The sequence below is a fragment of the Salmonella sp. 32120201201600049SM genome (assembly GCF_017572835.1).
Lineage (GTDB): Bacteria > Pseudomonadota > Gammaproteobacteria > Enterobacterales > Enterobacteriaceae > Salmonella > Salmonella enterica.
In genome coordinates, this window is record NZ_JAGESA010000007.1 from 165,881 (window position 1) to 191,424 (window position 25,544).

Annotated in this window: 20 protein-coding genes; 7 read left to right on the top strand and 13 right to left on the bottom strand. The window is 54.7% G+C overall.

Annotated features, from left to right (window positions below; genetic code table 11):
- Nucleotides 1-120 precede the first annotated feature (120 nt).
- From bigA to tsgA, 6 genes are all read right to left on the bottom strand, one after another.
- Nucleotides 121-5,988 (bottom strand): autotransporter adhesin BigA, encoded by a 5,868-nt coding sequence (gene bigA, locus J4650_RS15595; protein ID WP_077956797.1) that lies wholly within the window; start codon nucleotides 5,986-5,988, stop codon nucleotides 121-123.
- A 328-nt stretch (nucleotides 5,989-6,316) separates the two neighbouring features.
- The gene (gene cysG, locus J4650_RS15600) at nucleotides 6,317-7,690 is read right to left on the bottom strand and encodes a siroheme synthase CysG (protein ID WP_000349897.1); all 1,374 of its coding nucleotides are present in this window, start codon (nucleotides 7,688-7,690) and stop codon (nucleotides 6,317-6,319) included.
- An 11-nt stretch (nucleotides 7,691-7,701) separates the two neighbouring features.
- Nucleotides 7,702-8,511: a nitrite transporter NirC gene (nirC, locus tag J4650_RS15605; protein ID WP_023993564.1), complete on the bottom strand. Its 810-nt coding sequence runs from the start codon at nucleotides 8,509-8,511 to the stop codon at nucleotides 7,702-7,704.
- A gap of 265 nt (nucleotides 8,512-8,776) precedes the next feature.
- Entirely contained in the window at nucleotides 8,777-9,103 is a 327-nt protein-coding gene (gene nirD, locus J4650_RS15610; RefSeq protein WP_000084814.1) for a nitrite reductase small subunit NirD, read from the bottom strand.
- Nucleotides 9,100-11,643 (bottom strand): NADPH-nitrite reductase large subunit, encoded by a 2,544-nt coding sequence (gene nirB, locus J4650_RS15615; RefSeq protein WP_000049249.1) that lies wholly within the window; start codon nucleotides 11,641-11,643, stop codon nucleotides 9,100-9,102. The genes nirD and nirB overlap by 4 nt, the downstream gene beginning before the upstream one ends.
- 317 nt (nucleotides 11,644-11,960) lie before the next feature.
- Complete coding sequence (tsgA, locus tag J4650_RS15620; protein ID WP_023994415.1) at nucleotides 11,961-13,142, bottom strand: MFS transporter TsgA; 1,182 nt, start codon at nucleotides 13,140-13,142, stop codon at nucleotides 11,961-11,963.
- Nucleotides 13,143-13,418: 276 nt separating this feature from the next.
- Between tsgA and ppiA the strand changes: the two genes are divergently transcribed.
- From ppiA to J4650_RS15645, 5 genes are all read left to right on the top strand, one after another.
- The gene (gene ppiA, locus J4650_RS15625) at nucleotides 13,419-13,991 is read left to right on the top strand and encodes a peptidylprolyl isomerase A (protein WP_000920482.1); all 573 of its coding nucleotides are present in this window, start codon (nucleotides 13,419-13,421) and stop codon (nucleotides 13,989-13,991) included.
- A 108-nt stretch (nucleotides 13,992-14,099) separates the two neighbouring features.
- Nucleotides 14,100-14,267: a YhfG family protein gene (locus tag J4650_RS15630; protein ID WP_001620545.1), complete on the top strand. Its 168-nt coding sequence runs from the start codon at nucleotides 14,100-14,102 to the stop codon at nucleotides 14,265-14,267.
- Nucleotides 14,257-14,859, top strand: a complete 603-nt coding sequence (locus J4650_RS15635; protein ID WP_023259923.1) for a putative adenosine monophosphate-protein transferase Fic — start codon at nucleotides 14,257-14,259, stop codon at nucleotides 14,857-14,859. Before J4650_RS15630 ends, J4650_RS15635 begins: the two co-directional genes overlap by 11 nt.
- 31 nt (nucleotides 14,860-14,890) lie before the next feature.
- A complete protein-coding gene (gene pabA / locus J4650_RS15640) occupies nucleotides 14,891-15,454 on the top strand; it encodes an aminodeoxychorismate synthase component 2 (RefSeq protein WP_000601878.1) in 564 nt (187 codons plus the stop codon).
- 85 nt (nucleotides 15,455-15,539) lie between these two features.
- Complete coding sequence (locus tag J4650_RS15645; RefSeq protein ID WP_000190023.1) at nucleotides 15,540-16,757, top strand: aspartate aminotransferase family protein; 1,218 nt, start codon at nucleotides 15,540-15,542, stop codon at nucleotides 16,755-16,757.
- A 42-nt stretch (nucleotides 16,758-16,799) separates the two neighbouring features.
- Here J4650_RS15645 and J4650_RS15650 read toward each other — a convergent pair whose 3' ends face one another.
- Nucleotides 16,800-18,887: a YccS/YhfK family putative transporter gene (locus J4650_RS15650; RefSeq protein ID WP_000269312.1), complete on the bottom strand. Its 2,088-nt coding sequence runs from the start codon at nucleotides 18,885-18,887 to the stop codon at nucleotides 16,800-16,802.
- Nucleotides 18,888-18,935: 48 nt separating this feature from the next.
- Nucleotides 18,936-19,568: a cAMP-activated global transcriptional regulator CRP gene (crp, locus tag J4650_RS15655; protein ID WP_000242758.1), complete on the bottom strand. Its 633-nt coding sequence runs from the start codon at nucleotides 19,566-19,568 to the stop codon at nucleotides 18,936-18,938.
- A gap of 307 nt (nucleotides 19,569-19,875) precedes the next feature.
- Between crp and J4650_RS15660 the strand changes: the two genes are divergently transcribed.
- On the top strand, nucleotides 19,876-20,280 hold the full coding sequence (locus tag J4650_RS15660) for an OsmC family protein (RefSeq protein WP_001148919.1): 405 nt from the start codon (nucleotides 19,876-19,878) through the stop codon (nucleotides 20,278-20,280).
- Nucleotides 20,281-20,375: 95 nt separating this feature from the next.
- Here J4650_RS15660 and J4650_RS15665 read toward each other — a convergent pair whose 3' ends face one another.
- Genes J4650_RS15665 through J4650_RS15675 form a run of 3 tightly spaced genes read right to left on the bottom strand, consistent with a single transcriptional unit; the run spans nucleotide 20,376 to nucleotide 22,579 of the window.
- Complete coding sequence (locus J4650_RS15665) at nucleotides 20,376-21,245, bottom strand: phosphoribulokinase (RefSeq protein ID WP_001274690.1); 870 nt, start codon at nucleotides 21,243-21,245, stop codon at nucleotides 20,376-20,378.
- Between the two features lie 51 nt (nucleotides 21,246-21,296).
- Nucleotides 21,297-21,515, bottom strand: a complete 219-nt coding sequence (locus tag J4650_RS15670) for a YheU family protein (protein WP_000586568.1) — start codon at nucleotides 21,513-21,515, stop codon at nucleotides 21,297-21,299.
- Nucleotides 21,512-22,579: a hydrolase gene (locus J4650_RS15675; RefSeq protein WP_001214115.1), complete on the bottom strand. Its 1,068-nt coding sequence runs from the start codon at nucleotides 22,577-22,579 to the stop codon at nucleotides 21,512-21,514. The genes J4650_RS15670 and J4650_RS15675 overlap by 4 nt, the downstream gene beginning before the upstream one ends.
- A gap of 197 nt (nucleotides 22,580-22,776) precedes the next feature.
- Here J4650_RS15675 and J4650_RS15680 point away from each other — a divergent pair, with 197 nt between their 5' ends.
- Nucleotides 22,777-23,088 carry a monooxygenase gene (locus J4650_RS15680; protein WP_000047689.1) on the top strand — a complete coding sequence of 104 codons (312 nt, stop codon included), beginning with the start codon at nucleotides 22,777-22,779 and terminating at the stop codon, nucleotides 23,086-23,088.
- Between the two features lies 1 nt (nucleotide 23,089).
- Here J4650_RS15680 and J4650_RS15685 read toward each other — a convergent pair whose 3' ends face one another.
- Nucleotides 23,090-23,311: a LysR family transcriptional regulator gene (locus tag J4650_RS15685; RefSeq protein ID WP_023993560.1), complete on the bottom strand. Its 222-nt coding sequence runs from the start codon at nucleotides 23,309-23,311 to the stop codon at nucleotides 23,090-23,092.
- 162 nt (nucleotides 23,312-23,473) lie between these two features.
- Complete coding sequence (locus J4650_RS15690; protein WP_000634756.1) at nucleotides 23,474-25,381, bottom strand: ABC transporter ATP-binding protein; 1,908 nt, start codon at nucleotides 25,379-25,381, stop codon at nucleotides 23,474-23,476.
- Nucleotides 25,382-25,544 lie beyond the last annotated feature (163 nt).

A 25,544-nucleotide genomic window follows, 5' to 3' on the forward strand; every position in this document is an offset into this window, starting at 1 on the left:
TAGCAATTAATGAATCATCCAGGTAGTCCAAATAAGGACTTTATCTTTACCAGGGGATATGATTTAAAAAGGCCGCTTAATAATAAGCGGCCTTTATTAGTGTTATATAATGTCGTTTATTTAACGAAATGTTTTCTTAACGTTAAGCATAAAGCCTTTATCGCTGATACCGTCTTCCTTCCACTGGTAGGCATCCAGATGTAGCGCGGTATCATTGCTGCTGTATTTCACGCCGATGGTTGCCAGACCATTAACGCCGCCGCCTTTTTGACCGTCATCCACGCCGAACGATTGACCCGCCGCACCCTGTAATGACGCTGTACGCTGGCTCTTGCTGTAGCTCAGGTTCGGGCCGCCTTCCAAGGTAGCGGTGGCGCTCCAGCCGTCTTTCCCGGCGTAATCCAGCTTCAGGCCGACAATAGAGTCTACCGCCGTTTCGTTGCCAGAGTTCATGGACAGGTTAAAATCTCCGGCGCTGCGCTCTTTGTAGCCATCTTCCATGGTGTGACGGAATTTCACTCCGGCATACGGCGTGACTTTCAGCGTATCACTCATCATGGTGAAAGTTTTCGCCCCTTCACTGCGAAACTCAAGGTACTGCTGACGCATGTCGGAGTCGGCAATTTTGTTGACATCGCCATAGGCGACAGAACGGCTGCTGTCGAGGTTGTGCACGTCATAACGCAGGCTGTTGTTCCACGCCAGACCTTCATCAAACGCCATGCTGTGCTTCAGGCCAAAGAACTGGCTGTAGCCGCCGGTCAGGCCGTTATCGCCTGCGGTTTTCGAACCGTCGCCATCCAGACGCGCAATACCGTACTCCAGCGTCAGATTCTGGCTGGCGGTGAGATCCAACGTCTGGCGTAATGCCAGCATATCGTACTGGGTGTCGTTGCCCAGCTCCGCGCGCGGGTCGCCTTTCGCCACCACGTTGAACGCCAGGCCATCTTTGATCTGCGGCGCGGCGTCGGCCAGCATGGTAAAGCGGTTGCTGAGTACACGCGCTTCACGGAATACCGTGGTGGCTTGAGCACCGCTCACCTGCTTGAGTGCGCTGTTCAGCTCGGCGGTAGTACCCACGTTAAGGCTGGTGTACAGCTCGTTGTTGGTGTAACCGGCGTCCAGCGCCTGCGCCACGTCGCTTACCGAGCCGTCGGTCGCCACATCGGCATAGGCGTTTTTGGTCATGGTGACGTCAACGTTGCCGTCGGCATCCTGGCTACCCTGGGCGTTCCACACCACGCTGGTGGAAGTGATGTTGTCCGCGCCCTGGATATTGCTGCCGGTGAAGGCGTTATCCACCACCACGGTGGTATCCGCCGTACCGCTGGTAAAGCCGGTATCCACCTTCACGTTGTCGCCAATCACCAGGTTATTGGCTTTCAGCGTACCGGAGCTACCGTCGGCGTTGGTGCCAACAATATAGTTGGAGAGCTGCTGCGGCGCGTTGGGATCCGCTGGCGGCGTCGGGATGCTGCCCTCGGTCGGGGCGGTAGTCGCATCCGGGATGACGATGTCCGCTGTCCCGTTATGGTCGTTCTGCGTGCCCGTAGTACCCGGCGCGTAGATGTCGCAGCCGCTGTCGCACAGCAGGTTGATTTCGCCGTTGTTGATGATGGCTTTGGTCTTGCCGCCAAACGCATACGAGTCATCCGCGTAAACGTTGATCACGCCGTCTGCGGTGTTGTTTATGGTGGTGGCATTACCGTTGCCCTTGATGCCGATAAGCCCGGTGCCGTTGGTGCCGTCCTCCTTGCCCTGCTCGGTACCGACGTTGATGGTGCCGCTATTGACCAGGTTAATGACATAACTGCTGGTGCCGCCGCTAATCGCCACGGCGTTATCGCCCTGCACGTTGATAGTGCCCTGGTTGCCGAAGTTATAGCCGCGGCCCAAATTGATTAGCGGCGCATCCGGGTTAATACCGTTAATCACGCCGGTTGCGGTGTTCCAGATCCATTTGGGGTCATTGCTGCCGTTGACCGTGGTGATGGCGCTGTAACCGTTAGTGGCGGTGATGGTGCCGCTGTTCACCTGGGTCAGCGAATCGTTGGCGCGCGTCAGATTGATGATGGTGTTCTCGCCGCCTTCCACCGCGCTGCCGCTGTTGGTAAGCGTTGCGTCCTCTTCGTTATAGAAATAGAAGCTGCCGCTGACCAGCGATTTGCCATCTTCCGCCACCGTCATATCGCCAGTATTGACGATTTCCTGCTGGTAGCTGGTGCCCGCTATGGAGCCGGTGAAATCGCCGTTATTGTAAAAAGTGACGTCGCCATTAAGGGTTAACAGATCGGTGGTGATGCTGCCGTCCGCTTCATTAAAGAGGCTGTGCCAGGTGGAAATAGCGTCCGCGTCCAGCGTCCCGTAGTTAGCCAGCGCGTTAGCCCCGCCGTTAATCGTCACGGTGCCGTTGACGGTGAGCGAGGCGCCCGCTTCGTTGTACAGCCAGCCCCCGTTAACGTCCACATCGCCGTTCAGGGTTTCAGTACCGTAGTTGGCCAGCGTACCGGCGGTGAAGAAACCTGTGTCGGAGGTCCTGGTGTCGCTGTCGCCGCTGCCGGGCAGAGACTGAATCCAGATTTTGTCCGTTGGCGTGCCGCCCATGTGTGAATCAGTATCATCCATCGGGCTGCCGTTAAGGTTGATAGAGCCGTTATTGATGATGTAGCTGGAACTGTCGCTCAGAAACGCCTGGCCGTAATCGGCGTCGATGTTAATCACGCCGCTGGTGTCGTTGATGACGACGCCGCCGTTGAGCGCCGCCATCCCGACCAGCTCGTTTGCCTGGCCGGTCACGCCGTCATCGGCGGTCAGGGTGATCACGCCCTGGTTAATGGCGGTGCCGCCATTAAGCGCCATCATGCCGAACCCGGCGTTGTTGACGGTAATGTTGCCGGTGTTGATGGCGGTGGCGTCGCCATCGGCATCGGTGGAACCCGCCACCATTCCTGAGCTGGTGAGATAGAGCGATGATGGCTGCCAGTAGCTGGTGCTGGTGATGTTATTTTCATCGTCCAGCGTCGGGACAAGGCCATCCAGATAGATATCGCCTTCGTTTAGTGCTTTACCTCGGCTGGCGGTAACGCCATATACACCTGCCCCCTGCAAATGGATCGTGGCGCCCTCATCGTTAACGACATCGCCATAATCCGAAGCCATCATGGCGTAAAAGGTGTGGGTGTACCATTTCAATGGGTATACTTCAATACCGCCACTGCCCTGCGGCGTCTGATCAGAAATGAGGGTGATATCGCCGCCGGCTTTGTTATGAACAGCCGATCCCTCGCCACTAGCCCTTGTGATGGCTGCACGATCCTCACTACTGTTGCTACTGGTCGCGTAGACCAGAATATCTCCGCTGTTGCTGACTTCCGAGCCGTTATCTGCGCGAATGACGGAATACACGCCATGGCTTGTAATATCGCCTTTATTTTCAATTGATGTGCCTTCGCCATCAGCCATCAGCAACGCGTTGTAGGTGTAATAGCCTGTGGGTATATAACTGACATTAACGTCAACAACCGAGTCATCATCCAGAATCAGGGAGCCGCCGTTGTTGACCCGCGCCAGTACAACGTGACCTCCCACTACCGTGTTGGTATCAATGGTAGAATGACCGTTTAGCGTAACGGTACTGTTACCGCTGACGCTGATGCCGGTAATGTCTGCAGAGGTTCCATCAAGTGGATCCTCGCTGTGGGTGATATTAATACCGCCGTCAATCTCAACGTCGTTATCATCACCTGTTACGCTCAGGCCAACAACGTCCAGGTATTGTCCGCCGGTGGCGGACAGATCGTTGTCATCAATATTCAGCGCGCCATTAAGGGTAACGGTATTGCCGTTACCGCCGACGACAACGCCGGTTAACGGGGGAGCCCCGGCAGCCAGATCATCCTGCCCGTAGTCGGCGCTGATATTTACGTTGCCGGTGATATCAACGGCGTTGTTGTCGCCGCTCACGCTCACCCCTGTCGCTGAGCTAAACACGCCTTCGCTGTCCTGGACTGAGACAACGTTAATATCGCCATCCAGCGTAACCTGCGACATATCGCCGCTCACCAGCGCGCCGGTGCCGTTAAGGCTGACGTCAATATCCCCTTTGTTTTTGAAGGTGTTTTTTTCGCCTGCAACCACAAAACCCACCGAGTCCGCATCACGCACGGTGGCGTTGCCGGTATTTTTTGCTTCATTTCCGGTGCCGTAGGTGATGATGCCCATCGCGCCGTCGGTGACCAGCAGATCGCCCGCCTGGGTCAGGCTGCCGTTGTCGCCGTTGATAATCACGGCGGCAGAGCCCGCGCCATCCACCGCGATATCACCGGTATTGGTGGTATGGGCGTCGTCGCCGTCAATGCGCGTACCGACGGCGCCGCCGGAGATAGTCTGATTACCTTCGTTGATAACGAGCGCGTTGTCGCCTTCGATATACAGCGCCGTGGCGTCTGCGCCGCTGACGGTAGTGCTCCCGGCGTTATCGATAACCACGTTGTCGCCGGTAATGTGGCCGCCGGTGCCGCCGTCGGTGATGGTCATATCACCGTCATTGTTGACGCGGGCGTTATTGCCGTCAATGACGGTGCCGGTGGAGCCTGCGCCGCTGATGTTAGAGGTACCGGTATTCTTAATCGTGGCGTTGTCGCCGTCGATGATGATGGCGGTGCCGCCGCCGCTCACGGCAATGTCACCGGCGAAATTAGTGGTGGTGCCGTTGCCGGAAATCAGCGCGCCGGTGGCGTTGTCCACCGTTGAGTGGCCCGAAATGGTGTTGGTAGTGCCGTCACCGGAGATAACCATGCCGGTGGCGCCGTCGGTCACACTGGAGTCCCCGGTGAGCGTGTTGACGGTTCGATCGCCGGAAATAATCACGCCGGTGCGATCCTGGCCGCTGATATCCATGCCGCGATCGGAATTATGCTCCTGGTCATCGCCGCTGATAACGGTGGTTTTATCGTCGGCAATAATCAGATAGCCACGGCTGTCGTACTTCCAGTAGAGACCGTTTTCCTGGGTGCCTTCAATCACGGCGGCATTGGCGTCGGTCACGTCCCAGCCGGTGACGTTCAGCGTTTTACCGTCTGCGGTGGTGAGCTGCCACTGGTTGTCCTGTTCTGAATAATTCCACACGGCACCCTCGAGAACGCTGCCGTTATCCAGTTTGAAGCTATCGAAGGTCAGGGTGTCTTTGCCTTTATCGATGGTGACGCCGTTGCTGAAGGTAATAACAGAGTCATCTGGGGGCGTGTCGTCGTCGTCGCCGCTATCATCGGGCGGGGTTACATCGTCATCGCCGCTATCGTCGGGCGGGGTCACATCGTCATCGCCGCTATCGTCGGGCGGGGTCACATCGTCATCGCCGCTATCATCGGGCGGGGTTACATCGTCATCGCCGCTATCGTCGGGCGGGGTCACATCGTCATCGCCGCTATCATCGGGCGGGGTTACATCGTCATCGCCGCTATCGTCGGGCGGGGTCACATCGTCATCGCCGCTATCGTCGGGCGGGGTTACATCGTCATCGCCGCTATCGTCGGGTGGGGTTACATCGTCATCGCCGCTATCGTCGGGTGGGGTCACATCATCATCGCCGCTATCATCGGGTGGGATCACATTGTCATCGCCGCCATCGTCAGGCGGGGTGACGTTGCCGCCATCGTCAGGCGGGGTAACGTCGCCGCCATTATCGGGCGTAGGGGGGGTATAAGAATGATTAGAATCTCCGCCACCGTTATTTTCAACGCCAATAGCCACACCTGCGACCAGTGCAGCAACGCCGCCAGCAACCCAGCCCCAGTGATTATCATTTTCAGGTGTAGCAAGGCAGGTCGGTGAGAGTTTTGCGCGTTTTTCTTTAGGCAGGGAGGAGATATTACTGGGACATTCTTTTTCATCATCGTTATTTTCTGCGGCGATGGCCGGAATGTAATAACTTTGTAGCGTTAAAGCGATAGCGATAGAAATAAGTTTTTTCTTTTGCATAGGGTTCATCCTTAATTAATGTTTTCCTTGCGTACTAAACATATGCAGAGAGCGGTACAGGCAATGATGAAATGGCCAGAAGAAAAATTATGCTTTAGTGTTTATTTTATCACCCGATAACCAGGTCAGGTCAAATTGAGTGCTTAACGGTGTTATTTATTGTATGAATGAATAAGAGGTGAATTTGACGAGTAAAAGGGTTTTTAGGCAGAATTATTATTATTTAAATTTATCCGGTGTATTTAAAGTTAGTTTCTTAATTCACTTTTAAGTAAAAATAATTTGAGATTACGAGTAGTTGTAAAATAAAGCCCTGAATAACAGGGCGTTATTTTAATTAATAATTAGAGAACCAATTTAATTTATCGCGTAAGCCAACGACCCGGCCAACGATAATCAGCGCCGGGCTTTCAACCTGTTGCGCTAATTCACCGAGCTGCGTCAGCACACCGTGGACGACGCGTTGCTTCACAGAGGTACCGTTTTCTACCAGCGCAACCGGCATATCGGCCTGCATACCGAATGCGATCAGTTTTTCCTGGATAGTCGCTGCCTGATTCAGCCCCATGTAGAACACCAGCGTCTGTTTTTCTGCCGCCAGGTTTTCCCAGTCCAGCTCGCCGCCGGTTTTCAGGTGACCGGTGACCAGACGTACGCTCTGGGCGTAATCGCGATGGGTTAGCGGAATACCGGAGTAGGCGGAGCAGCCGGAAGCCGCGGTAATCCCCGGCACTACCGAGAAAGGAATACCGGCATGACACAGCGTTTCCAGCTCTTCGCCGCCGCGACCAAAGATAAAGGGATCGCCGCCTTTCAGGCGTACCACGCGTTTACCTTTTTGCGCTTCACGCAGCAGGATCTGGTTGATTTCCTCCTGTGGGACGCAGTGGTAACCCGCGCGTTTCCCCACAAAGACCCGATCGGCATCGCGGCGTACCAGGTTCATAATGTCGTCGGAGACGAGGCGATCGTAAACCACGATATCCGCCTGTTGGATTTGTTGTAACCCTTTCAGCGTCAGCAGTCCGGCATCGCCCGGCCCGGCGCCGACCAGCACGACTTCGCCACGGTGATCCAGCGGTTCGCTAAACAGGCGTTCGGTTGTCGCGTTAACCGCTTTCTCATCGGCATTCGCCAGCGACTGCGCCAGCCGGTCATTGACGAAAAATTTTTCCCAGAAGCGACGACGCTCGCCCATCGTGGCAAACTGCTTTTTCACCCGGGCGCGGAGTTGCCCGGCATAGCGCGCGACCTGCCCCAGATGCTGCGGCAGCAGCGATTCCAGTTTCTCGCGCAGCAGACGCGCCAGCACCGGGGAAGTGCCGCCCGAGGAGACGGCGACCATCAGCGGCGAGCGGTCAATAATGGAGGGCATGATAAAGCTGGCGGCTTTCGGCGCATCCACCACGTTGCAGAAGATACGGCGTGACTCCGCCGCGTCGCTGACACGCTGGTTGACGGTATCGTCGTCAGTGGCCGCGATCGCCAGCCAACACGAGTCGAGAAGCGTTTCGTCGAACGGTCCCTCAACCAGAGTCAACATGCCTTCATTTGCCCATACGGTGAACTGTGGAATAAAGGTTAGCGCATTGACCGTTAAACGTGCGCCTGCTTCCAGCAGTAACCGTGCTTTGCGTTCTGCGACATCGCCACCGCCGACGATCAGACAGTCGCGGTCGCGTAATTGACAAAATATAGGCAAATGGTCCACGACATTACCCCTTAATGGTTAGCTGTAACCTTAATTTGGTTGGTTTTTTGCGGAACAGGACGCTCCGATTTCGGCGTAGCATACCAATAACCCAATCCCATGAACACGACGCCGGACAAAGTATTACCCAGAGTGACCCATAACAGGTTGTGTCCGATTCCGGCCAGGGTATAGGCGTCGCTGTGATGACCAAACCAGGAGAGGGCAAACAGCGTCATATTCGCGACGGAGTGCTCGTAGCCGGAAGCGATAAACGCCAGCAGACACCACCAGATAGCAAGAAATTTTGCCGTGCCTTCGGTGCGGATCGCCATCCAGATTGCCAGACAAACCAGCCAGTTACACAGCGCGCCTTTGAAGAACAGTACCGTGGCGGGCGCGGTGGTTTTCGCCAGCGCGACTGAGTGAACGATGCTGGTATCGACCGGCAACAAACTGCCGCCGCCCCAGCTGTAAAGCAGGGCGACAAACACGGAACCGACCAGGTTGCCGAGCCAGGTTTGCGGCAGGATAGCCCACATTTGACCGTGGCTGATGGTGCCTGCTTTGACGCCCAGCGTCAGGAACATGGTGTGGCCGGTAAACAGTTCGGAACCGGCGATGATGACCAGCGTTAAGGCGATACCGAAGGTGGCTCCCATCACCAGAGGACGTACGGACGGGTCGAGCAGATTGCCGAGGGTGAAAATAAGAATGATGCCGAGACCGACATAAGCCCCGGCCATTGCCGAACTGACCCAGAAGCCGAGCGGATTATTCGCCGACAGGCGTGCGATGCGCGCAGCGTTAGCCGCACACTTATTGATAGTGTCTGTAAACATTTGATTATCCTTTTCTCACTTCATCCTTTGCACTGCCTCTTTGTTGGCTGCCCTCGCTCACCCCAGTCACATAGTGAACTATGTTCCTGGGGATTAATGAGGGACATCCTTGTCCCTCACCGAAGGCAGCCAGCGGCTGTTCAAATTCGTTCCTGACGAATTTGTTGCTCAGTTGCCGCCGCGATGCAGTACAAATGATTTTGTGATAACAATTAAAATGAAAAAAAATACAAAAAAGGGGAGGCGTTGCGCCTCCCAAAAATAATTAACCGCGCAACTGCACCACGCCGTCTTTCACCCGCGCGTCGTAATGTTTCACAGAAAACTGCTCATCTTCCATGCATAAACCATCGCTCAGGCGGAAGCGCTGCTTTTTCAACGGGCTGGCGACCCACAGTTCGCCCTGGTGTTCCGCAATCAGCCCACGAGACAGCACGCTGGCCTCAAAGAACGGGTCGATGTTGCTGATCGCAAACACCTGATCGCTATGGTAAGGACGGAAAATCGCCACCTGCTCGCCGCCTGACAGCGCGCAGACGCCGGTTCCCGGCAGGATGTCATCGATTTTGCAGATGTTTTGCCACTGACTCATGCGTTTTCCTCCACCAGAGTGACCGGGATACGTTCATACGGCGTGGCCGGACGATGCTGTTCACGTTCAGGCACAACCTGGACGTTCGGGTCGCGTTTGTCGCTGTTGATAAAGTGCTTAAAGCGAACCTGTGCGGATGGGGTGTTAACGGTTTCTGTCCACTCGCAGACCACCGCTGCGCGCAGGCGCGCCATCTCTTCTTCCAGATGTTCGTTCAGGCCCAGCTTATCGTCGATGATGACCGATTTCAGATACTCGATGCCGCCTTCCAGATTATCCAGCCACGGCGCGGTACGGGTCAGTTTGTCGGCAGTACGGATGTAGAACATCATAAAGCGGTCGAGGTACTTGATCAGCGTGTCGCGATCGAGATCGGCTGCCAGCAGATCCGCATGACGCGGTTTCATCCCGCCGTTACCGCAGACGTACAGGTTCCAGCCTTTCTCCGTGGCGATGATACCCACATCTTTGCCCTGCGCTTCCGCACATTCACGGGTACAGCCGGAGACGCCGAATTTCATTTTGTGCGGGGTACGAATGCCTTTGTAGCGGTTTTCCAGCTCCACGCCGAAACCGACGCTGTCGCCCACGCCGTAGCGGCACCAGGTGCTGCCGACGCAGGTTTTCGCCATCCGCAGCGCTTTGGCGTACGCGTGACCGGTTTCGAAACCGGCTTCAATCAACTGACGCCAGATTTCCGGCAGATCGTCTTTTTGCGCGCCAAACAGACCGATACGCTGAGAACCGGTAATTTTGGTATAGAGGTTAAACTCGCGGGCGATACGCCCCACGGCCACCAGGCCTTCCGGGGTGATTTCACCGCCCGCCGAGCGCGGGATCACCGAGTAGGTGCCGTCTTTCTGGATATTCGCCAGGAAGTTATCGTTAGTATCCTGTAGCGGCGTGTGCTGCGGTTTGAGGATGTATTCGTTCCAGCACGACGCCAGCAGCGAACCGACGGTCGGCTTACACACTTCGCAGCCGTAGCCTTTACCGTGTTTCGCCAGCAGTTCTTCAAAGGTTTTGATACCTTCCACGCGGATTAAGTGGAACAGTTCCTGACGAGAATAAGCAAAGTGCTCGCACAGGTTGTTGTTGACTTCAATACCCTGTTTCGCCAGTTCGGCGTTCAGTACCTGCGTCACCAGCGGGATGCAGCCGCCGCAGCCGGTTCCGGCTTTGGTTTCCGCTTTCAGCGCCGCCACGGTATGGCAGCCTTTATTGATAGCGGCGATCAGATCGCCTTTAGTCACATCGAAGCAGGAGCAGATCTGCGCGCTGTCCGGCAGTTTATCCACGCCGATAGCGGGTTTACCACTGCCCGCGTGCGACGGCAGGATCAGCGAATCCGGGTTTTCCGGCAGTTCGATGGCGTTCAGTACCAGTTGCAGCAAATTGCCGTAATCGCTGGTGTCGCCGACCAGTACTGCGCCGAGCAGCGTTTTGTTATCTTCGCTGACAATTAGACGTTTGTAGACTTCTTTGCTTTCATCGAGGTAAACGTAACTACGCGCGCCCGGCGTGCGGCCATGCGCGTCGCCGATGCCGCCGACGTCCACGCCCAGCAGCTTCAGCTTGGCGCTGAGATCCGCCCCTTCAAAGGCGTTTTCACTGCCGAGGATATGGTCAACGGCAACCTGGGCCATTTTATAGCCCGGTGCGACCAGACCGTAAACGCGGTTGTTCCAACTGGCGCACTCGCCGATAGCGTAGATATCCGGGTCGGACGTCTGGCAGGTGTCGTTAATCACGATCCCGCCGCGCTGCGCGACGGCCAGACCGCACTGGGTAGCCAGCTTGTCGCGGGGGCGAATACCGGTAGAGAAGACGATAAAATCGACTTCCAGCTCACTGCCGTCGGCAAAACGCATAGTCTTACGCGCTTCGTTACCCTGCTGAACAATCTCTTGCGTGTTTTTACTGGTGTGTACACGCACGCCCATGCTTTCGATCTTGCGACGTAGCTGCTCGCCGCCCATCTGATCGAGCTGTTCCGCCATCAGCATTGGCGCAAATTCAATGACGTGCGTTTCCACGCCGAGGTTTTTCAGCGCGCCAGCGGCTTCCAGCCCCAGCAGACCGCCGCCGACCACCGCCCCGCGCTTGCTGCGACGGGCGCAGGCTTCGATAGCGTTGAGGTCTTCAATGGTACGGTAAACGAAGCAATCCTGGGTTTCGGAGCCTTTAATCGGCGGAATCCACGGATATGAACCGGTCGCCATGATCAGCTTGTCATAATAAACGGTACGACCCGCGCTGGAGTGAATCACTTTCTCCTGACGGTTAATGGTAATTGCGCGTTCGCCAACCAGTACCTTCACGCCGTGCTTCTCGTAAAATCCTTCACGCACCAGAGAGAGCTCTTCCGCGGTGTGGTGAGAGAAGTAGGATGACAGGTGGACACGGTCATAGGCTTTACGGGGTTCTTCACAGAACACGGTAATGTCGAACAGGCTAGCGTCGGATTTATCAAGGAGATCCTCAATAAAGCGGTGGCCGACCATACCATTACCGATAATAGCGAGTCTGACTTTGCTCATTTTTGCCTCGATTTCTTTTCTATTACCGCCTACCTTAACGATTCAGCAACCCCGCTTATTGATGTAAATCAAATTCACCTTTATATACCTCTTAATGGGTATATGGCTGATTTGTCTGGATTTTTATAAGTGGCGGAATTGTCAGGCTTTTCAGGATTGTACAAATAACATACAAAATGAGGGGTTTTTAGACCAACAGGCCTACCTCGTCAGGAGGGGGATAGAGTGCCGGAGGGCGACGTCGCCTTATCCGGCCTACCAACAGCTTACGCTGTAGGCCGGATAAGACGCATCGCGTCGCCATCCGGCAATCATTATCAATGCGTAGCCGGCGCGCTATGCTGGCGATGACGGGAGACAAAGCCGAGCGCAAAGCACATCACAAAGACCACCGCATACAGACCATTCGCGGTGAGTAACGCCGCCTGTGGGCCGCTGTGCGCCACAATCGGGCCGGTGACGACGAAGGTCAGCATCGTTCCGATAGTGCCGCAGGTCAGAATAAAGTTAACCAGCTTAGGCGAGGCCACTTTCGTTTGCTGCGATCCCAGCGTAATGATGGAGGTATAAATGGCGCTGGAGAAGAAGCCCAGCGTCAGAATAAACCACGGCATATGCGCCTGCGTGCCGGTAATAAACAAATACATCAGTACCGCCGCCATACCCGCCAGTACGGTCAGAATGCGTTGCAGATCGAAAAAGCGCAGGATAAAGCTGAACGCCCACATGCCAAACATATAGGACATCCAGAAATCACTCACCAGCGCCCCGGCGTCATTCAGGCTCATGCCGAGGCCTTTGGCGTATTCCGGCACCCAGGAGATAAAGCCTAATTGACCGAGGATATAGCACAGCGCGGCGATGGCGAGAAACAGTACGCCAATGCCCCATTTTTCTTTGACGACAGGCGCCTGAGAGTGCTGCGCATGTTTACCCAGCGCCGGAAATTCACAGCCGAAGGTCAGGATGAAAATCGCCAGGTAGACCAGGCCGATGCAGGCGTAGACCCAGTACCACTCAATACTACGCGCCAGCAGGAAGGCGGCGACCATAGGAAAAATCATCCCCGCCATGCTGAAGAAGGAGTCGGTAAACAGCAGTCGGGAACCGCGCTGACGCCCTTCATACAGTTGCGTAATCAGGAAGGTGCCAATCGACATGGTGATCCCGCTGACCAGCCCCAGCACAAACATCGCCGCTGAGAACAACGCCAGGCTATGGCTGAACATCAGCCCGGCCACCGCCAGCACCATCAGGATAAAACCAAAGCGTAGCTGTGTTTTCAGCGGGACGATTTCCATCAGCCACGCGTTGAGGAAGATCGAGATCAAAATCCCGGCGTTCAGAAAAGTAAAGGTGTTACTCATACTGGAAACGGGCAGATGAAAATAGTCTGCGATATTTCCCATCACCATCCCGGTGACAATCACCAGCGCCCCGGTCAGGGCGTAGGAAAGAAAGCTGATCCATGTGAGCTTGATGCGGTTGCTGTTAGTCATGTCTGGCCTTGAAGAGAAGTGAAGCGCGTGGAGGGCGCGTTAAGCGGGCAGATTTTAGGCGTTTTTGTGATGTATTTAAATAATTATTAGTGATAGTAATGTTCATTACATTTTTTAATGTGATGTTTGTCACATCATATTGCAAGGACAAGGCGTTGCGTCGTAACGTTACATTTGTTTCATGTACGTAAAATTAGGTAAAGGGCTGGCCTGGCCCAGGAAGGCTCTTTAGAATCATTCCACTTGCTTTATTTCTGCTCTCTTTAAGGAAATCTCATGCTCAAATCGACTCTGGCGGCTGTCGCAGCTGTTTTCGCTCTTTCTGCTCTTTCTCCCGTAGCGTTGGCAGCAAAAGGTGATCCTCATGTGCTGTTAACCACCTCCGCCGGGAATATTGAGCTGGAGCTGAACAGCCAGAAAGCGCCGGTTTCTGTGAAAAACTTTGTCGATTACGTCAACAGTGGTTTCTATAACAACACTACGTTTCACCGCGTTATTCCTGGCTTTATGATTCAGGGTGGTGGTTTTAACGAGCAGATGCAGCAGAAGAAACCGAATCCGCCTATTAAGAATGAAGCCGACAACGGTCTGCGTAATACTCGCGGCACGATCGCGATGGCGCGCACCGCAGATAAAGACAGCGCCACCAGCCAGTTCTTTATTAACGTCGCGGATAACGCTTTTCTCGACCACGGCCAGCGCGACTTTGGCTATGCGGTATTTGGTAAAGTGGTAAAAGGTATGGATGTCGCCGATAAAATCTCACAGGTACCGACGCACGATGTCGGACCTTATCAGAATGTGCCGACAAAACCAGTCGTTATCCTTTCCGCGAAAGTCCTGCCATAAAACATGCCTGCGCGGGTGCGAGCCGCCCGCGTTTTCTCCCTGTCTCAGCGTAACCTGAAATTGCTGCTTATACTTGTGGTCAAGCACAGACATATTCAGGGAGGCCCGGTGAAGAAACTTACCGATAAACAAAAGTCACGCTTTTGGGAACAGCGGCGCAACGTTAACTTCCAGCAAAGCTGCCGTCTCGAAGGTATTGAGATCCCCTTAGTAACCCTGACCGCCGATGAAGCGCTGGCACGTCTTGACGAGCTTCGGAGGCACTATGAGCGATAAATTTGGCGAAGGGCGCGATCCGTACCTCTATCCGGGGCTGAATGTGATGCGTAATCGGCTGGGGATTCATCAGGCCCAGCGACTGGCGCAAGCGGCATACGAAATGACCGCGCTCCGCGCCGCTACGATTGAACTGGGGCCGCTGGTACGCGGCTTGCCTCATCTGTGCGCGATTCATCGCCAGCTCTATCAGGATATTTTCGACTGGGCAGGGCAACTGCGGGAGGTCGATATTTACCAGGGCGATACCCGTTTCTGCCACTTTGCCTATATCGAAAAAGAGGGCAATGCTCTGATGCAGGATCTGGAAGAAGAGGGCTATCTGGTCGGTCTGGCGCACGAGAAGTTTGTCGAGCGGCTGGCGCATTACTACTGTGAAATTAACGTGCTTCATCCGTTTCGTTTGGGGAGCGGGCTGGCGCAGCGCATCTTCTTTGAACAGCTGGCGTTACATGCAGGCTATGCGCTGAGTTGGCAAGGTATTGCGGTTGACACATGGAAGCAGGCGAACCAGAGCGGCGCGATGGGCGATCTCTCCGCTTTGCGGGCGATTTTTCAGAAAGCGATAAGCGAAGCTCGCGAAACTGAGTAAAATAGGGCGGTTCTACTCACCCGGAGCCGCCATGATCCTGCTTATCGATAACTATGATTCCTTTACCTGGAACCTCTACCAGTATTTTTGTGAACTGGGCGCGGAAGTGCAGGTCCGGCGCAATGATGCGCTGACGCTGGCGCACATTGACGCTTTGAACCCGCAAAAAATCGTTATCTCTCCTGGCCCCTGTACGCCAAATGACGCTGGCATTTCACTGGCGGTCATCCGCCATTATGCCGGACGTATTCCGATGCTGGGCGTTTGCCTGGGTCATCAGGCGATGGCGCAGGCCTTTGGCGCGTCGGTGGTGCGGGCAGCGAAAGTGATGCACGGTAAAACGTCACCTGTTACGCATAATGGACAGGGCGTGTTTCGGGGATTGCCCAGCCCGTTAACCGTGACACGTTACCACTCGCTGATTGTCGACCCTGCCACGTTGCCAGAGTGTTTTGAGATCACCGCCTGGAGCGAAACGCAGGAGATTATGGGCATTCGCCACCGCGAGTGGGATCTGGAAGGCGTGCAGTTCCACCCGGAAAGTATTCTTAGCGAACAGGGACACGCGCTACTGGAAAATTTTCTTCAACGTTGATTAATGGTTGTCATTGAGTGATTTTTTATTCATATTTTGTGAGTATAATTTCACTAAATTTTCTGCTTAACCGGGTGGTAATGATATGGCAACTGAACAAACGGCTATTACGCGCGCAACTTTTGATGAGGTGATTCTGCCTGTTTATGCACCGGCGGACTTTATTCCGGTCAAAGGTAAAGGCAGCCGCGTATGGGATCAGCAGGGCAAAGAGTATATCGATTTCGCCGGCGGGATTGCAGTGACTGCGCTGGGCCATTGCCATCCGGCGCTGGTCGAGGCGCTGAAATCCCAGGGGGAAACCTTGTGGCATACCAGTAACGTTTTTACCAATGAACCGGCGTTGCGTCTGGGACGTAAACTGATCGACGCCACGTTTGCCGAGCGCGTGCTGTTTATGAATTCCGGCACTGAAGCGAACGAAACCGCTTTTAAACTGGCGCGTCATTATGCCTGCGTGCGCCATAGCCCGTTCAAAACGAAAATCATTGCCTTCCATAACGCTTTTCATGGCCGTTCCTTGTTTACCGTCTCTGTCGGCGGGCAGCCGAAATATTCCGACGGCTTTGGGCCAAAACCCGCCGATATTATTCACGTTCCCTTCAACGATCTTCATGCGGTGAAAGCGGTAATGGATGACCACACCTGCGCGGTGGTGGTCGAGCCGATTCAGGGTGAAGGTGGCGTGCAGGCGGCTACACCGGAATTCCTCAAAGGGTTACGCGACCTGTGTGACGAGCATCAGGCGTTGCTGGTGTTTGATGAAGTGCAGTGTGGGATGGGGCGCACCGGAGACCTGTTTGCCTATATGCACTACGGCGTCACGCCGGATATCCTCACCAGCGCCAAAGCGTTAGGCGGCGGTTTTCCGGTGAGCGCCATGCTGACCACGCAGGAAATAGCCTCGGCCTTCCATGTCGGTTCGCATGGTTCAACCTATGGCGGCAATCCGCTGGCCTGTGCGGTGGCTGGCGCGGCATTCGATATTATTAATACGCCAGAGGTACTACAAGGCATTCACACTAAGCGGCAACAGTTTGTGCAACATTTGCAGGCGATTGACGAGCAATTTGACATTTTCAGCGATATTCGTGGCATGGGGCTGCTGATTGGCGCGGAACTGAAACCGAAGTACAAAGGTCGGGCGCGTGATTTTCTGTACGCAGGCGCGGAGGCCGGCGTGATGGTGCTCAATGCCGGAGCCGACGTGATGCGTTTTGCCCCGTCGCTGGTGGTGGAAGAGGCGGATATCCATGAAGGAATGCAGCGCTTTGCGCAGGCGGTAGGGAAGGTGGTGGCCTGATGGCGGATTGCCGGATAAGCGTAGCGCATCCGGCAGTCGGTCTTAACTTTTTGTATCCCGTAGCCGCTTACTCAGCCAGATACCGTGATGCGGACGCTGACGCCAGGCCATCGACGAAATGGTGTGCATGGTGTTCAGATGGCCAATGATGCGCTGTAAATGTTGTTCCAGAGTGCTCAATAAGCCATGTGACGGCATGTCCGGCGACTCCAGAATATTGACATCGCCGGAGCCGCCTGGCCTGTCGTACTCCAGGCGCTGCTGGCAGCGCTGAATCGCAATCTCGCAAGATTCCAGATAGCGCTGCGCCAGATCCGGCGTCAGCATGGTGTGCTCCCGCGCCAGCGTCGTCATGGCGTTGATATGCTCGACAATAAACTGGCTGTGCGTGACCCATAGTTTCATATCCGACAGATAGTGGGTATTGAATCCGGGTTCCTGCATTGCCTGATTTAACGAGTTGAATAACGTGTTATGCGCCTGGTTGACCCGCATTCTTTGATAAGCGAGCGGGGTGGCCTGCGGATCGTTACTGAGGATCAGTCGGATAGCTTCTTGATCGGCTTCCAGCGCATCATGGGCGTTTTTACGTAATAGCCCGCTTTGCCATTGCGGCCACAGCCAGACCATGCCGCCAAAGGCAATTAAACAGCCAATCAGCGTATCGATCAGCCTCGGCACAATAAACTGCTCTCCGTTTAACGTCAGTAACTGGATGGTGTATACCGCCGTCACCGTAAAGCCGACCGTCGCCCAGCCGTAGTTTTTACGAATAATCAGATAACTTGCCAGCGTTAGTACCAGCATGACCGCCAGCGTAATGCTTTCGGGAATATGTAAGTGCAGCGTGACGCCGGCAATCACCAGGCCGACCAGCGTTCCGACCGAACGGTGCAGAATACGTACGCGCGTCGCGCCATAGCCGTTTTGGGTGACAAACAGCACCGTCATGAGTATCCAGTACGGTTTAGGCAGGTGCAACGCGCTGCCCATCAGACTGGCGATGCTCATCATCACGCTGATGCGTCCGGCATTGCGCAGCGCCGGCGATTTTAGAGACATATAATTTTTCAGCGCCGGAAGTAGCGGCAGACGACGCTGTTTATCGGCCATCAGGTCGCGGGCGTACAGCGGCCGCTGAGTACGCAGCACACGGGCGATTCGACTGAAGTGCCAATAGCAGAACTGGCCTACCGGATTTTCAGGATGCTGATTGGCGATCTTCTCCAGAGCGCCAATCTGTTTTTCCATGGAGAAGCGCGTCGGCAGACGATGATAAAGAATGTCATCCGCCAGCACGCGCAGACGGGCGGCGACCGTTTGCGCATTCCAGCGAATCACCTCTTCCGCATGGCTGCGTTCTACCAGTTTCTGTACCTCTTCCGGCTGATGCAAGCTGACGGAGATGTGCTCCTGCAAATCCATCGCTTCCTGAAAAGCCCGCAGTAGACGCTTGTAATCATTATTGTTGTGCGCCGAAAGCATATGCATCTGTTGGTAACACTGGGTAATGAGATCGACCGCTTTTTGCTGGCGTATCAGCAGGGGAGGCAGCGCTTTTTCCGGATCGATATGTTGGGTGAGCAGGCTGTATTTCGCTTCGCAATAATCGGCCAGTTCACGGTATAACAAACTCAATGACTCGCGCAGCGGCTGTTCGCGCCATAGCCAGAACCAAAACCAGTTAAACACGCCGTACCATAGCGTGCCCAGCGCATAAATGAGCAGCGGCTCCCAGACGGGCATGTATCCCGCAAGACTCAGGGTAAAGATGGCGGCAATCAGCGACGCTGGCAGTAGCCGCGCGTGAAGCGGGCTAATTTCCGCCGTCACGCCAAGCACCAGCGTCAGCCCGGTCAGGATCAACGGCAGGGGGATGGATTCCGCCAGCAGAAGTTGCGTTACCAGACTGCATCCGGCGAACAGCGATGCGCCGATGATCAGGCGTTTAAAAAAGCGTTTGTGCGGGGTATCCAGACCTGCAATGTTGCAGCAGGCGGGAACGAGAGAGAAAAGCAAGCCCAGGTGTAGCTGGCCTATCAATAAACCAACAGCCACAGGCAGGCACAGCACCAGCGTTTGCCGTAGTGCGTAATTAATCTCTGGGTGATAAATCAGTCTTCGCCACATCGATGCAAACAAAAATGGCGCATGATAAAACGCGCCATTCTGACGGGATTAACGGGTGCCGTAGACGACGATGGTCTTGCCATGCGCGGAGATCAGGTTTTGATCTTCCAGCATTTTCAAAATACGACCAACGGTTTCGCGGGAGCAGCCGACGATCTGGCCGATTTCCTGACGGGTGATTTTGATCTGCATCCCATCCGGGTGCGTCATGGCATCGGGCTGTTTCGCCAGATTCAGCAGCGTCTGAGCGATACGCCCGGTGACGTCAAGGAAGGCGAGGTTACCTACTTTTTCAGAGGTGACTTGTAAGCGACGAGCCATCTGGGAAGAGAGGCGCATCAGAATATCCGGGTTGACCTGGATTAATTGGCGAAATTTTTTGTAGGAAATTTCAGCGACCTCACATGCGGTTTTCGCACGTACCCAGGCGCTGCGTTCCTGGCCTTCTTCAAACAGGCCCAGTTCACCAATAAAATCACCCTGATTCAGATAAGAAAGGATCATTTCTTTCCCTTCTTCATCTTTGATCAGCACTGCCACGGAGCCTTTAACGATGTAGTACAGCGTTTCTGCTTTTTCACCCTGGTGAATCAGCGTGCTCTTTGACGGGTACTTATGAATGTGGCAATGAGACAAGAACCATTCAAGAGTCGGGTCTGTTTGCGGTTTGCCAAGCACCATGCGCGGTTATCCTCTGTTATAAGCTGTCTCCAGAGCCAGAAAACGGCACTGTCTCTGGGGTTGCAAAAATATACTTCCCGCTACCTGGGAAGGGGGCTACGAAAATAGATTGTAGCCTGTAATGTGATGTCCTCTGCATACATGCAGTACGTCAATGTATTACTGTAGCATCTTGTCTGTTTTAGCATAGCTTTCGCCGTGTGTCTCCTGGTGTCTCGCTTCAGCATGACCCAGGTCGCCTTCCATTGCGAGTTTTGTTGTATGCGCGTAATCTTTCAGGAAAATTGAAACATTGGAGTTACGAAATATGCAAGCGCGTGTAAAGTGGGTTGAAGGGCTCACGTTCCTCGGAGAGTCCTCCTCCGGCCACCAGATTTTAATGGATGGTAACTCCGGTGACAAAGCGCCGAGTCCGATGGAGATGGTATTAATGGCGGCTGGCGGATGTAGCGCTATTGATGTGGTATCAATCCTGCAAAAGGGCCGTCAGAATGTCACCAACTGCGAAGTGAAGCTGACATCCGAGCGCCGGGAAGACGCGCCGCGCCTGTTTACGCACATTAATCTGCATTTTATCGTTACCGGCAGCGATCTGAAAGAGGCTGCCGTCGCGCGCGCTGTCGATCTCTCCGCGGAAAAATATTGCTCGGTGGCGCTAATGCTGGAAAAAGCGGTCAATATTACCCATTCGTATGAAGTGATTGCGGCGTAACATGTGATGCCGGATGGCGGCGTGGCTTTATCCGGCCTACCCGTTTTTATCTCGTAGGCCCGATAAGCGTAGCGCCATCGGGCATTTCACCGCGGTTATTCGATTTTTTTGCCTTCCATTAATCGCTGCACCAGCGGCAACATAATCAGCTCCATCGCCAGCCCCATTTTGCCGCCCGGCACCACTAATGTATTAATGTGAGAAATGAACGAGCCCTGGAGCATCGCCAGGAGCCAGGGAAAATCGATCCCTTCCAGATTGCGGAAATGGATCACCACAAAACTCTCATCCAGCGAGGGAATACCCTTTGCGGCGAACGGATTGGACGTGTCGACGGTCGGCACGCGCTGGAAGTTAATATGGGTACGCGAGAACTGCGGCGTAATGTAATTGATGTAGTCGTCCATGGAACGCACCACGGAATCCATCACCGCTTCACGGGAGTGCCCGCGCTCGCTGGTGTCGCGAATCAGTTTCTGAATCCACTCGAGGTTGACGATAGGCACCACGCCAACCAACAGATCAACATGACGCGCGACATCATGTTGCGGGGTGACGACGCCGCCGTGCAGTCCTTCATAAAACAGCACATCGGTCGGTTCGGGAAGCGGCTGCCAGGGGGTAAACGTGCCGGGAACCTGATTCCACGGTACGGCTTCATCATAGGTATGCAGATATTTACGCGACTGGCCTTTACCCGTCTGCCCGTACTCAATAAAGGTATGTTCCAGTAGGCTGAAGTCATTGGCTTCAGGCCCGAAATAGCTGATATGCCGCCCGGCGTCACGCGCTTTGCGGATCGCCATGTCCATTTCCGGGCGGGTGTAACGATGAAAACTGTCGCCTTCCACCTCGGCGGCGTGCAGATTTAACTGCGCGAAAATTTTACGAAACGCGAGGCTGGTGGTGGTGGTCCCCGCGCCGCTTGACCCTGTTACTGCTATCACCGGATGTTTGGCTGACATGGCAACTCCATGATTGAGCTTTAGTAATAATGTATTGTCGGCAAAGGCGTTTTATTCGCGAAACTGCTTTTTCGGCATAATATTGACCGTTTCATGTAATTCAGACCATACCAGCACGGCCTCGCCGGATTGCAGTTGGCGTTTTACGTCAGCGACTTTTTGTTCAAGCGAACGTTCATGTTCACCATAATCGGTGCCTTCGCGCAACACAAAGCTTTCGATCAGGTTGTCCAGCGTGTCGGGGGCGAGCCCCTGCCAGGGAATGATCATGATGACGCCTCCAGGTACGTTGTCAGCCAGTCAGGAATTCGGCGTTCCAGCCACATTTCAGGGCGCAGCGGCGTACCGCCGATAAATCCTACGTGTCCGCCATGCTCAGTCAGCTGATACTCCACCTGCGGGGGCAGATCTTCCGCTTTAGGGATCACATGATGATCCATAAACGGATCGTCTTTAGCGTGAATAATCAGCGTCGGTTTAGCAATCTGGTTAAGCAACGGCATGGCGCTACACTGACGATAGTAGTCGATGGCGTCGGCAAAGCCGTGAATTTTCGCGGTGATCAGGTCGTCAAACTCGCGAATACGGCGCATTGATTTCAGTTGCGCCAGATTCACCGGCAGCGACCCGGGATATGCCGCCAGCTTGCGTGACGCATTCGCTTTTAACAGATTAAGCAAATAACGCTGATAGACGCGGGAAAACCCTTTGTCCATGTGGTAGCTACAGGCTTCGAGAACGAAAGGCGCAGAAACAATTACCGCCGCCTCGATGGGAATATCGCGGCCTTCTTTCGCCAGCAGGCACGCCAGCATATTACCGCCGAGCGAATAGCCCACGGCGGCTGTCGGAACGGCGCCGAACTCCCGCTGTAGCCAGCGTAAAAACCAGGCTCCGTCCTCCGTTTCACCGGAGTGGTAAATACGATTCAGACGGTTGGGTTCGCCGCTACAGCCGCGAAAGTGCATCACCACGCCCAGCCAGCCGCGCTTTTGCGCCGCCTCAATCAGCCCGTGGGCATAGGGGCTGTTCAGGCTGCCTTCCAGACCGTGAAAGACCACCAGCCGCGGTTTATGCTTTGCCTGTTGCGGTTCTTCGCTCCATGCCAGATCGACAAAATCGCCGTCCGGTAGCTCCAGCCGCTGCCAGTGGGCGTTGAACTTCACTTTGCGGCGGATTAAGCGCGGCAGCATAGTTTGTAAATGGCGATTACGAATGCCACGCATGGGAATAAATTCATGCGAGTCATTGACAGGCGGGGTCATTTCTGTGGACGTGATCTCAACCATAGCACCAGAACAATTGATAATTGGAAACAATACTATACCGCGCATAAGGTTCACAGATTAGTCAATATGTGATTTTACGTTCAATTGGTCGTCTGGCGAAATAAAATTGCGCCTCATTTCACCAGAGGGGGCGGTATGCAAGGCGCGCGCAATACCCCACAGAAATCGCGTGAACCCCTGCATCAGCCGAATTAATCGTGGTAGTGTGGCAACACGATAGTTATGTGACTCAAGGAGAAGGCATGTCGAAGACACTTTTACAGATCCATTTTAACTTTAGCGGCCCTTTTGGCGAGGAGATGACTCAGCAACTGGTCGGGCTGGCGGAGTCTATCAATGAGGAGCCGGGCTTCATCTGGAAAATCTGGACAGAAAGCGAGAAAAACCAGCAAGCTGGCGGCATTTACTTGTTTGAATCCGAAGAAACGGCGCAGGCTTATATTAAAAAACACACTGCGCGTCTGAAAAATCTTGGCGTTGATGAGGTGACGTTTAAATTATTTGGCGTGAACGACGCGCTGACGAAAATAAATCACGGCAACCTTTGCCGCTAAATCACATAACGCAGGCTTCTGTTCCGGTGCTGCCGGCCGCAACGGTAATCTTTATACCAGGGCGAGTACCGAAGAGGCCTTTATGGACGAACAGCGGACCACGAACGTTCTCTTCCAGCGTGTGCAGCGCCTCGGCGGTGCGGGCGATGTTGCCCTTCTCCATAAAGGTCATGAAGATGGTGAGCTTGCGGAAGGTAATATCGTCGGTGATTGACAGGTTCATCGTCCGCCCCGTGCGTTAGAGCCTATCGCAGTAGGCGTAATTGTTGAAGCCAGTTTGGGGCCGGACAGCGCGCAGAAACCGGAGCGTACACATAGTACGTGAGGATTTCGAGCACTGCCCGGCCCTAAAATGGCGAATAAAATAGCCTAATGGGATAGGCTCTTAGTCGTTCTGCATCATCTGCTCAAGCTGTTCCTGCGCCTCAAGCCATGCCATTTCACATTCTTCCAGCCCGGATTTGGCGCTGGCCTGCAGTTGCAGGCACTCGGTCATCTCCGCTTTACGGCTTGGGTCATACAGGCTGCTGTCGCCGAGCTTCTCTTCCGCCTGCGCTAACTGGGCGTTGAGCTTTTCCATCTCTTTTTCCAGACGGGTAATCTCTTTACGCAGCGGCTGCGTTAGAGTGCGTAGCTCGGCTTCGCGACGCTTCTGATCTTTGCGTGACTGGGCGCTGTTGGCGTTGTTTTCCTTCGGCGCGTCGTCGGCCTGGTTTTCCTGCTTCTGCACGTCGCTCAGCCACTGCTGATAATCTTCCAGGTCGCCGTCGAACGGTTCGACCTTTTTGTCGTGAACCAGATAGAGGTCGTCAGTGGTGGAGCGAATCAGGTGGCGGTCGTGCGACACGACGACCAATGCGCCTTCAAAATCAATCAGCGCTTCGGTGAGCGCCTGGCGCATGTCGAGATCCAGGTGGTTGGTCGGTTCATCGAGCAACAGCAGATTTGGACGCTGCCAGACGATCAGCGCCAGTACCAGGCGCGCTTTCTCGCCGCCGGAGAAACGTTGCGTCTCTTCCGTTACTTTGTCGCCCTGGAAACCGAAGCCGCCGAGATAGTCGCGCAGCTTCTGCTCCAGTTCCTGCGGCGCCAGACGCGCCATATGTTGCAGCGGGGATTCATCGGCGCGCAGGAACTCCAGTTGGTGCTGGGCGAAGTAGCCGAGCTTAATGCCTTTGGCGAGGCCGATTTCACCGTGCAACGGTTCCAGTTCGCCCGCCAGCAGCTTGATCAGCGTCGATTTCCCCGCGCCGTTGCGACCCAGCAGGCCGATACGCGAGCCGGGCACCAGGTTCAGCTTGATGGATTCCAGAATGATGCGATCGCCATAACCTGCGCTGACTTTTTCCATCTTCAGCAGCGGGTTCGGCAGGCTTTCCGGTGCGCGGAAGCTGAAATGGAACGGGTTGTCGACATGAGCCGGCGCAATCAGCTCCATACGCTCCAGCATCTTGATACGGCTTTGCGCCTGCTTGGCCTTGGTCGCTTTGGCGCGGAAACGGTCGATGTAGCTTTGCAGATGCGCCACACGCTCCTGCTGACTCTCATACATCGCCTGCTGCTGCGCCAGGCGCGTGGCGCGCTGAACTTCAAACGCGCTGTAGTTGCCGGTGTACTCGAACAGAGTCTGCTGTTCGATATGGATAATTTTATCCACTATCGGGTCAAGAAAGTCGCGATCGTGGGAGATCAGAATCAGGGTGCCCGGATAGCTCTTCAGCCATTTTTCCAGCCAGATAACGGCATCCAGATCGAGGTGGTTGGTCGGTTCGTCGAGCAGCAGTAAATCGGAACGGCAAATCAGCGCCTGGGCCAGGTTAAGGCGCATCCGCCAGCCGCCGGAAAAGTCGCTGACCGGACGTTCCAGCTGATCGTTAGAGAAGCCGAGGCCGTGTAACAGGCTGGCGGCGCGCGAGCGAACGGTCCATGCGTCGATGGCGTCCAGCTTGCCGTGTATGGAGGCGATAGCATGTCCGTCGTTACGTTCGTTGGCGTCGTTAAGCTGCGCCTCCAGATGCCGGTATTCACGGTCGCCGTCAATGACATACTCAATCGCTGGCTGAGGCAACGCAGGTGTTTCCTGATTCACCCACGCTAATTGCCAGGTTCCGGGCAGGGTAAAACTCCCGGCATCGGCGCTGATTTCATTTTTTAGCAATGCCAGCAGGGTAGATTTACCGCAGCCGTTTTTACCCACCAGGCCGACTTTCTGGCCTGGATTAATGGTAGCCGAGGCATTGTCCAGTAGGACGCGCACGCCGCGACGAATTTGTAACGAGGAGAAAACAATCATAAGGCGCCGTATGTTCAGACTATGTTAATTTATCATTATGATAATGTAATATTCGGGCGTACCGCCGCGCTGGAGCGCAATGGTAGCTCAAAACAACAACGATACACAAAATCATTCAGGTCGCCTTTGGTGAGGGACAAGAATATCTCTCATTAATCCCCAG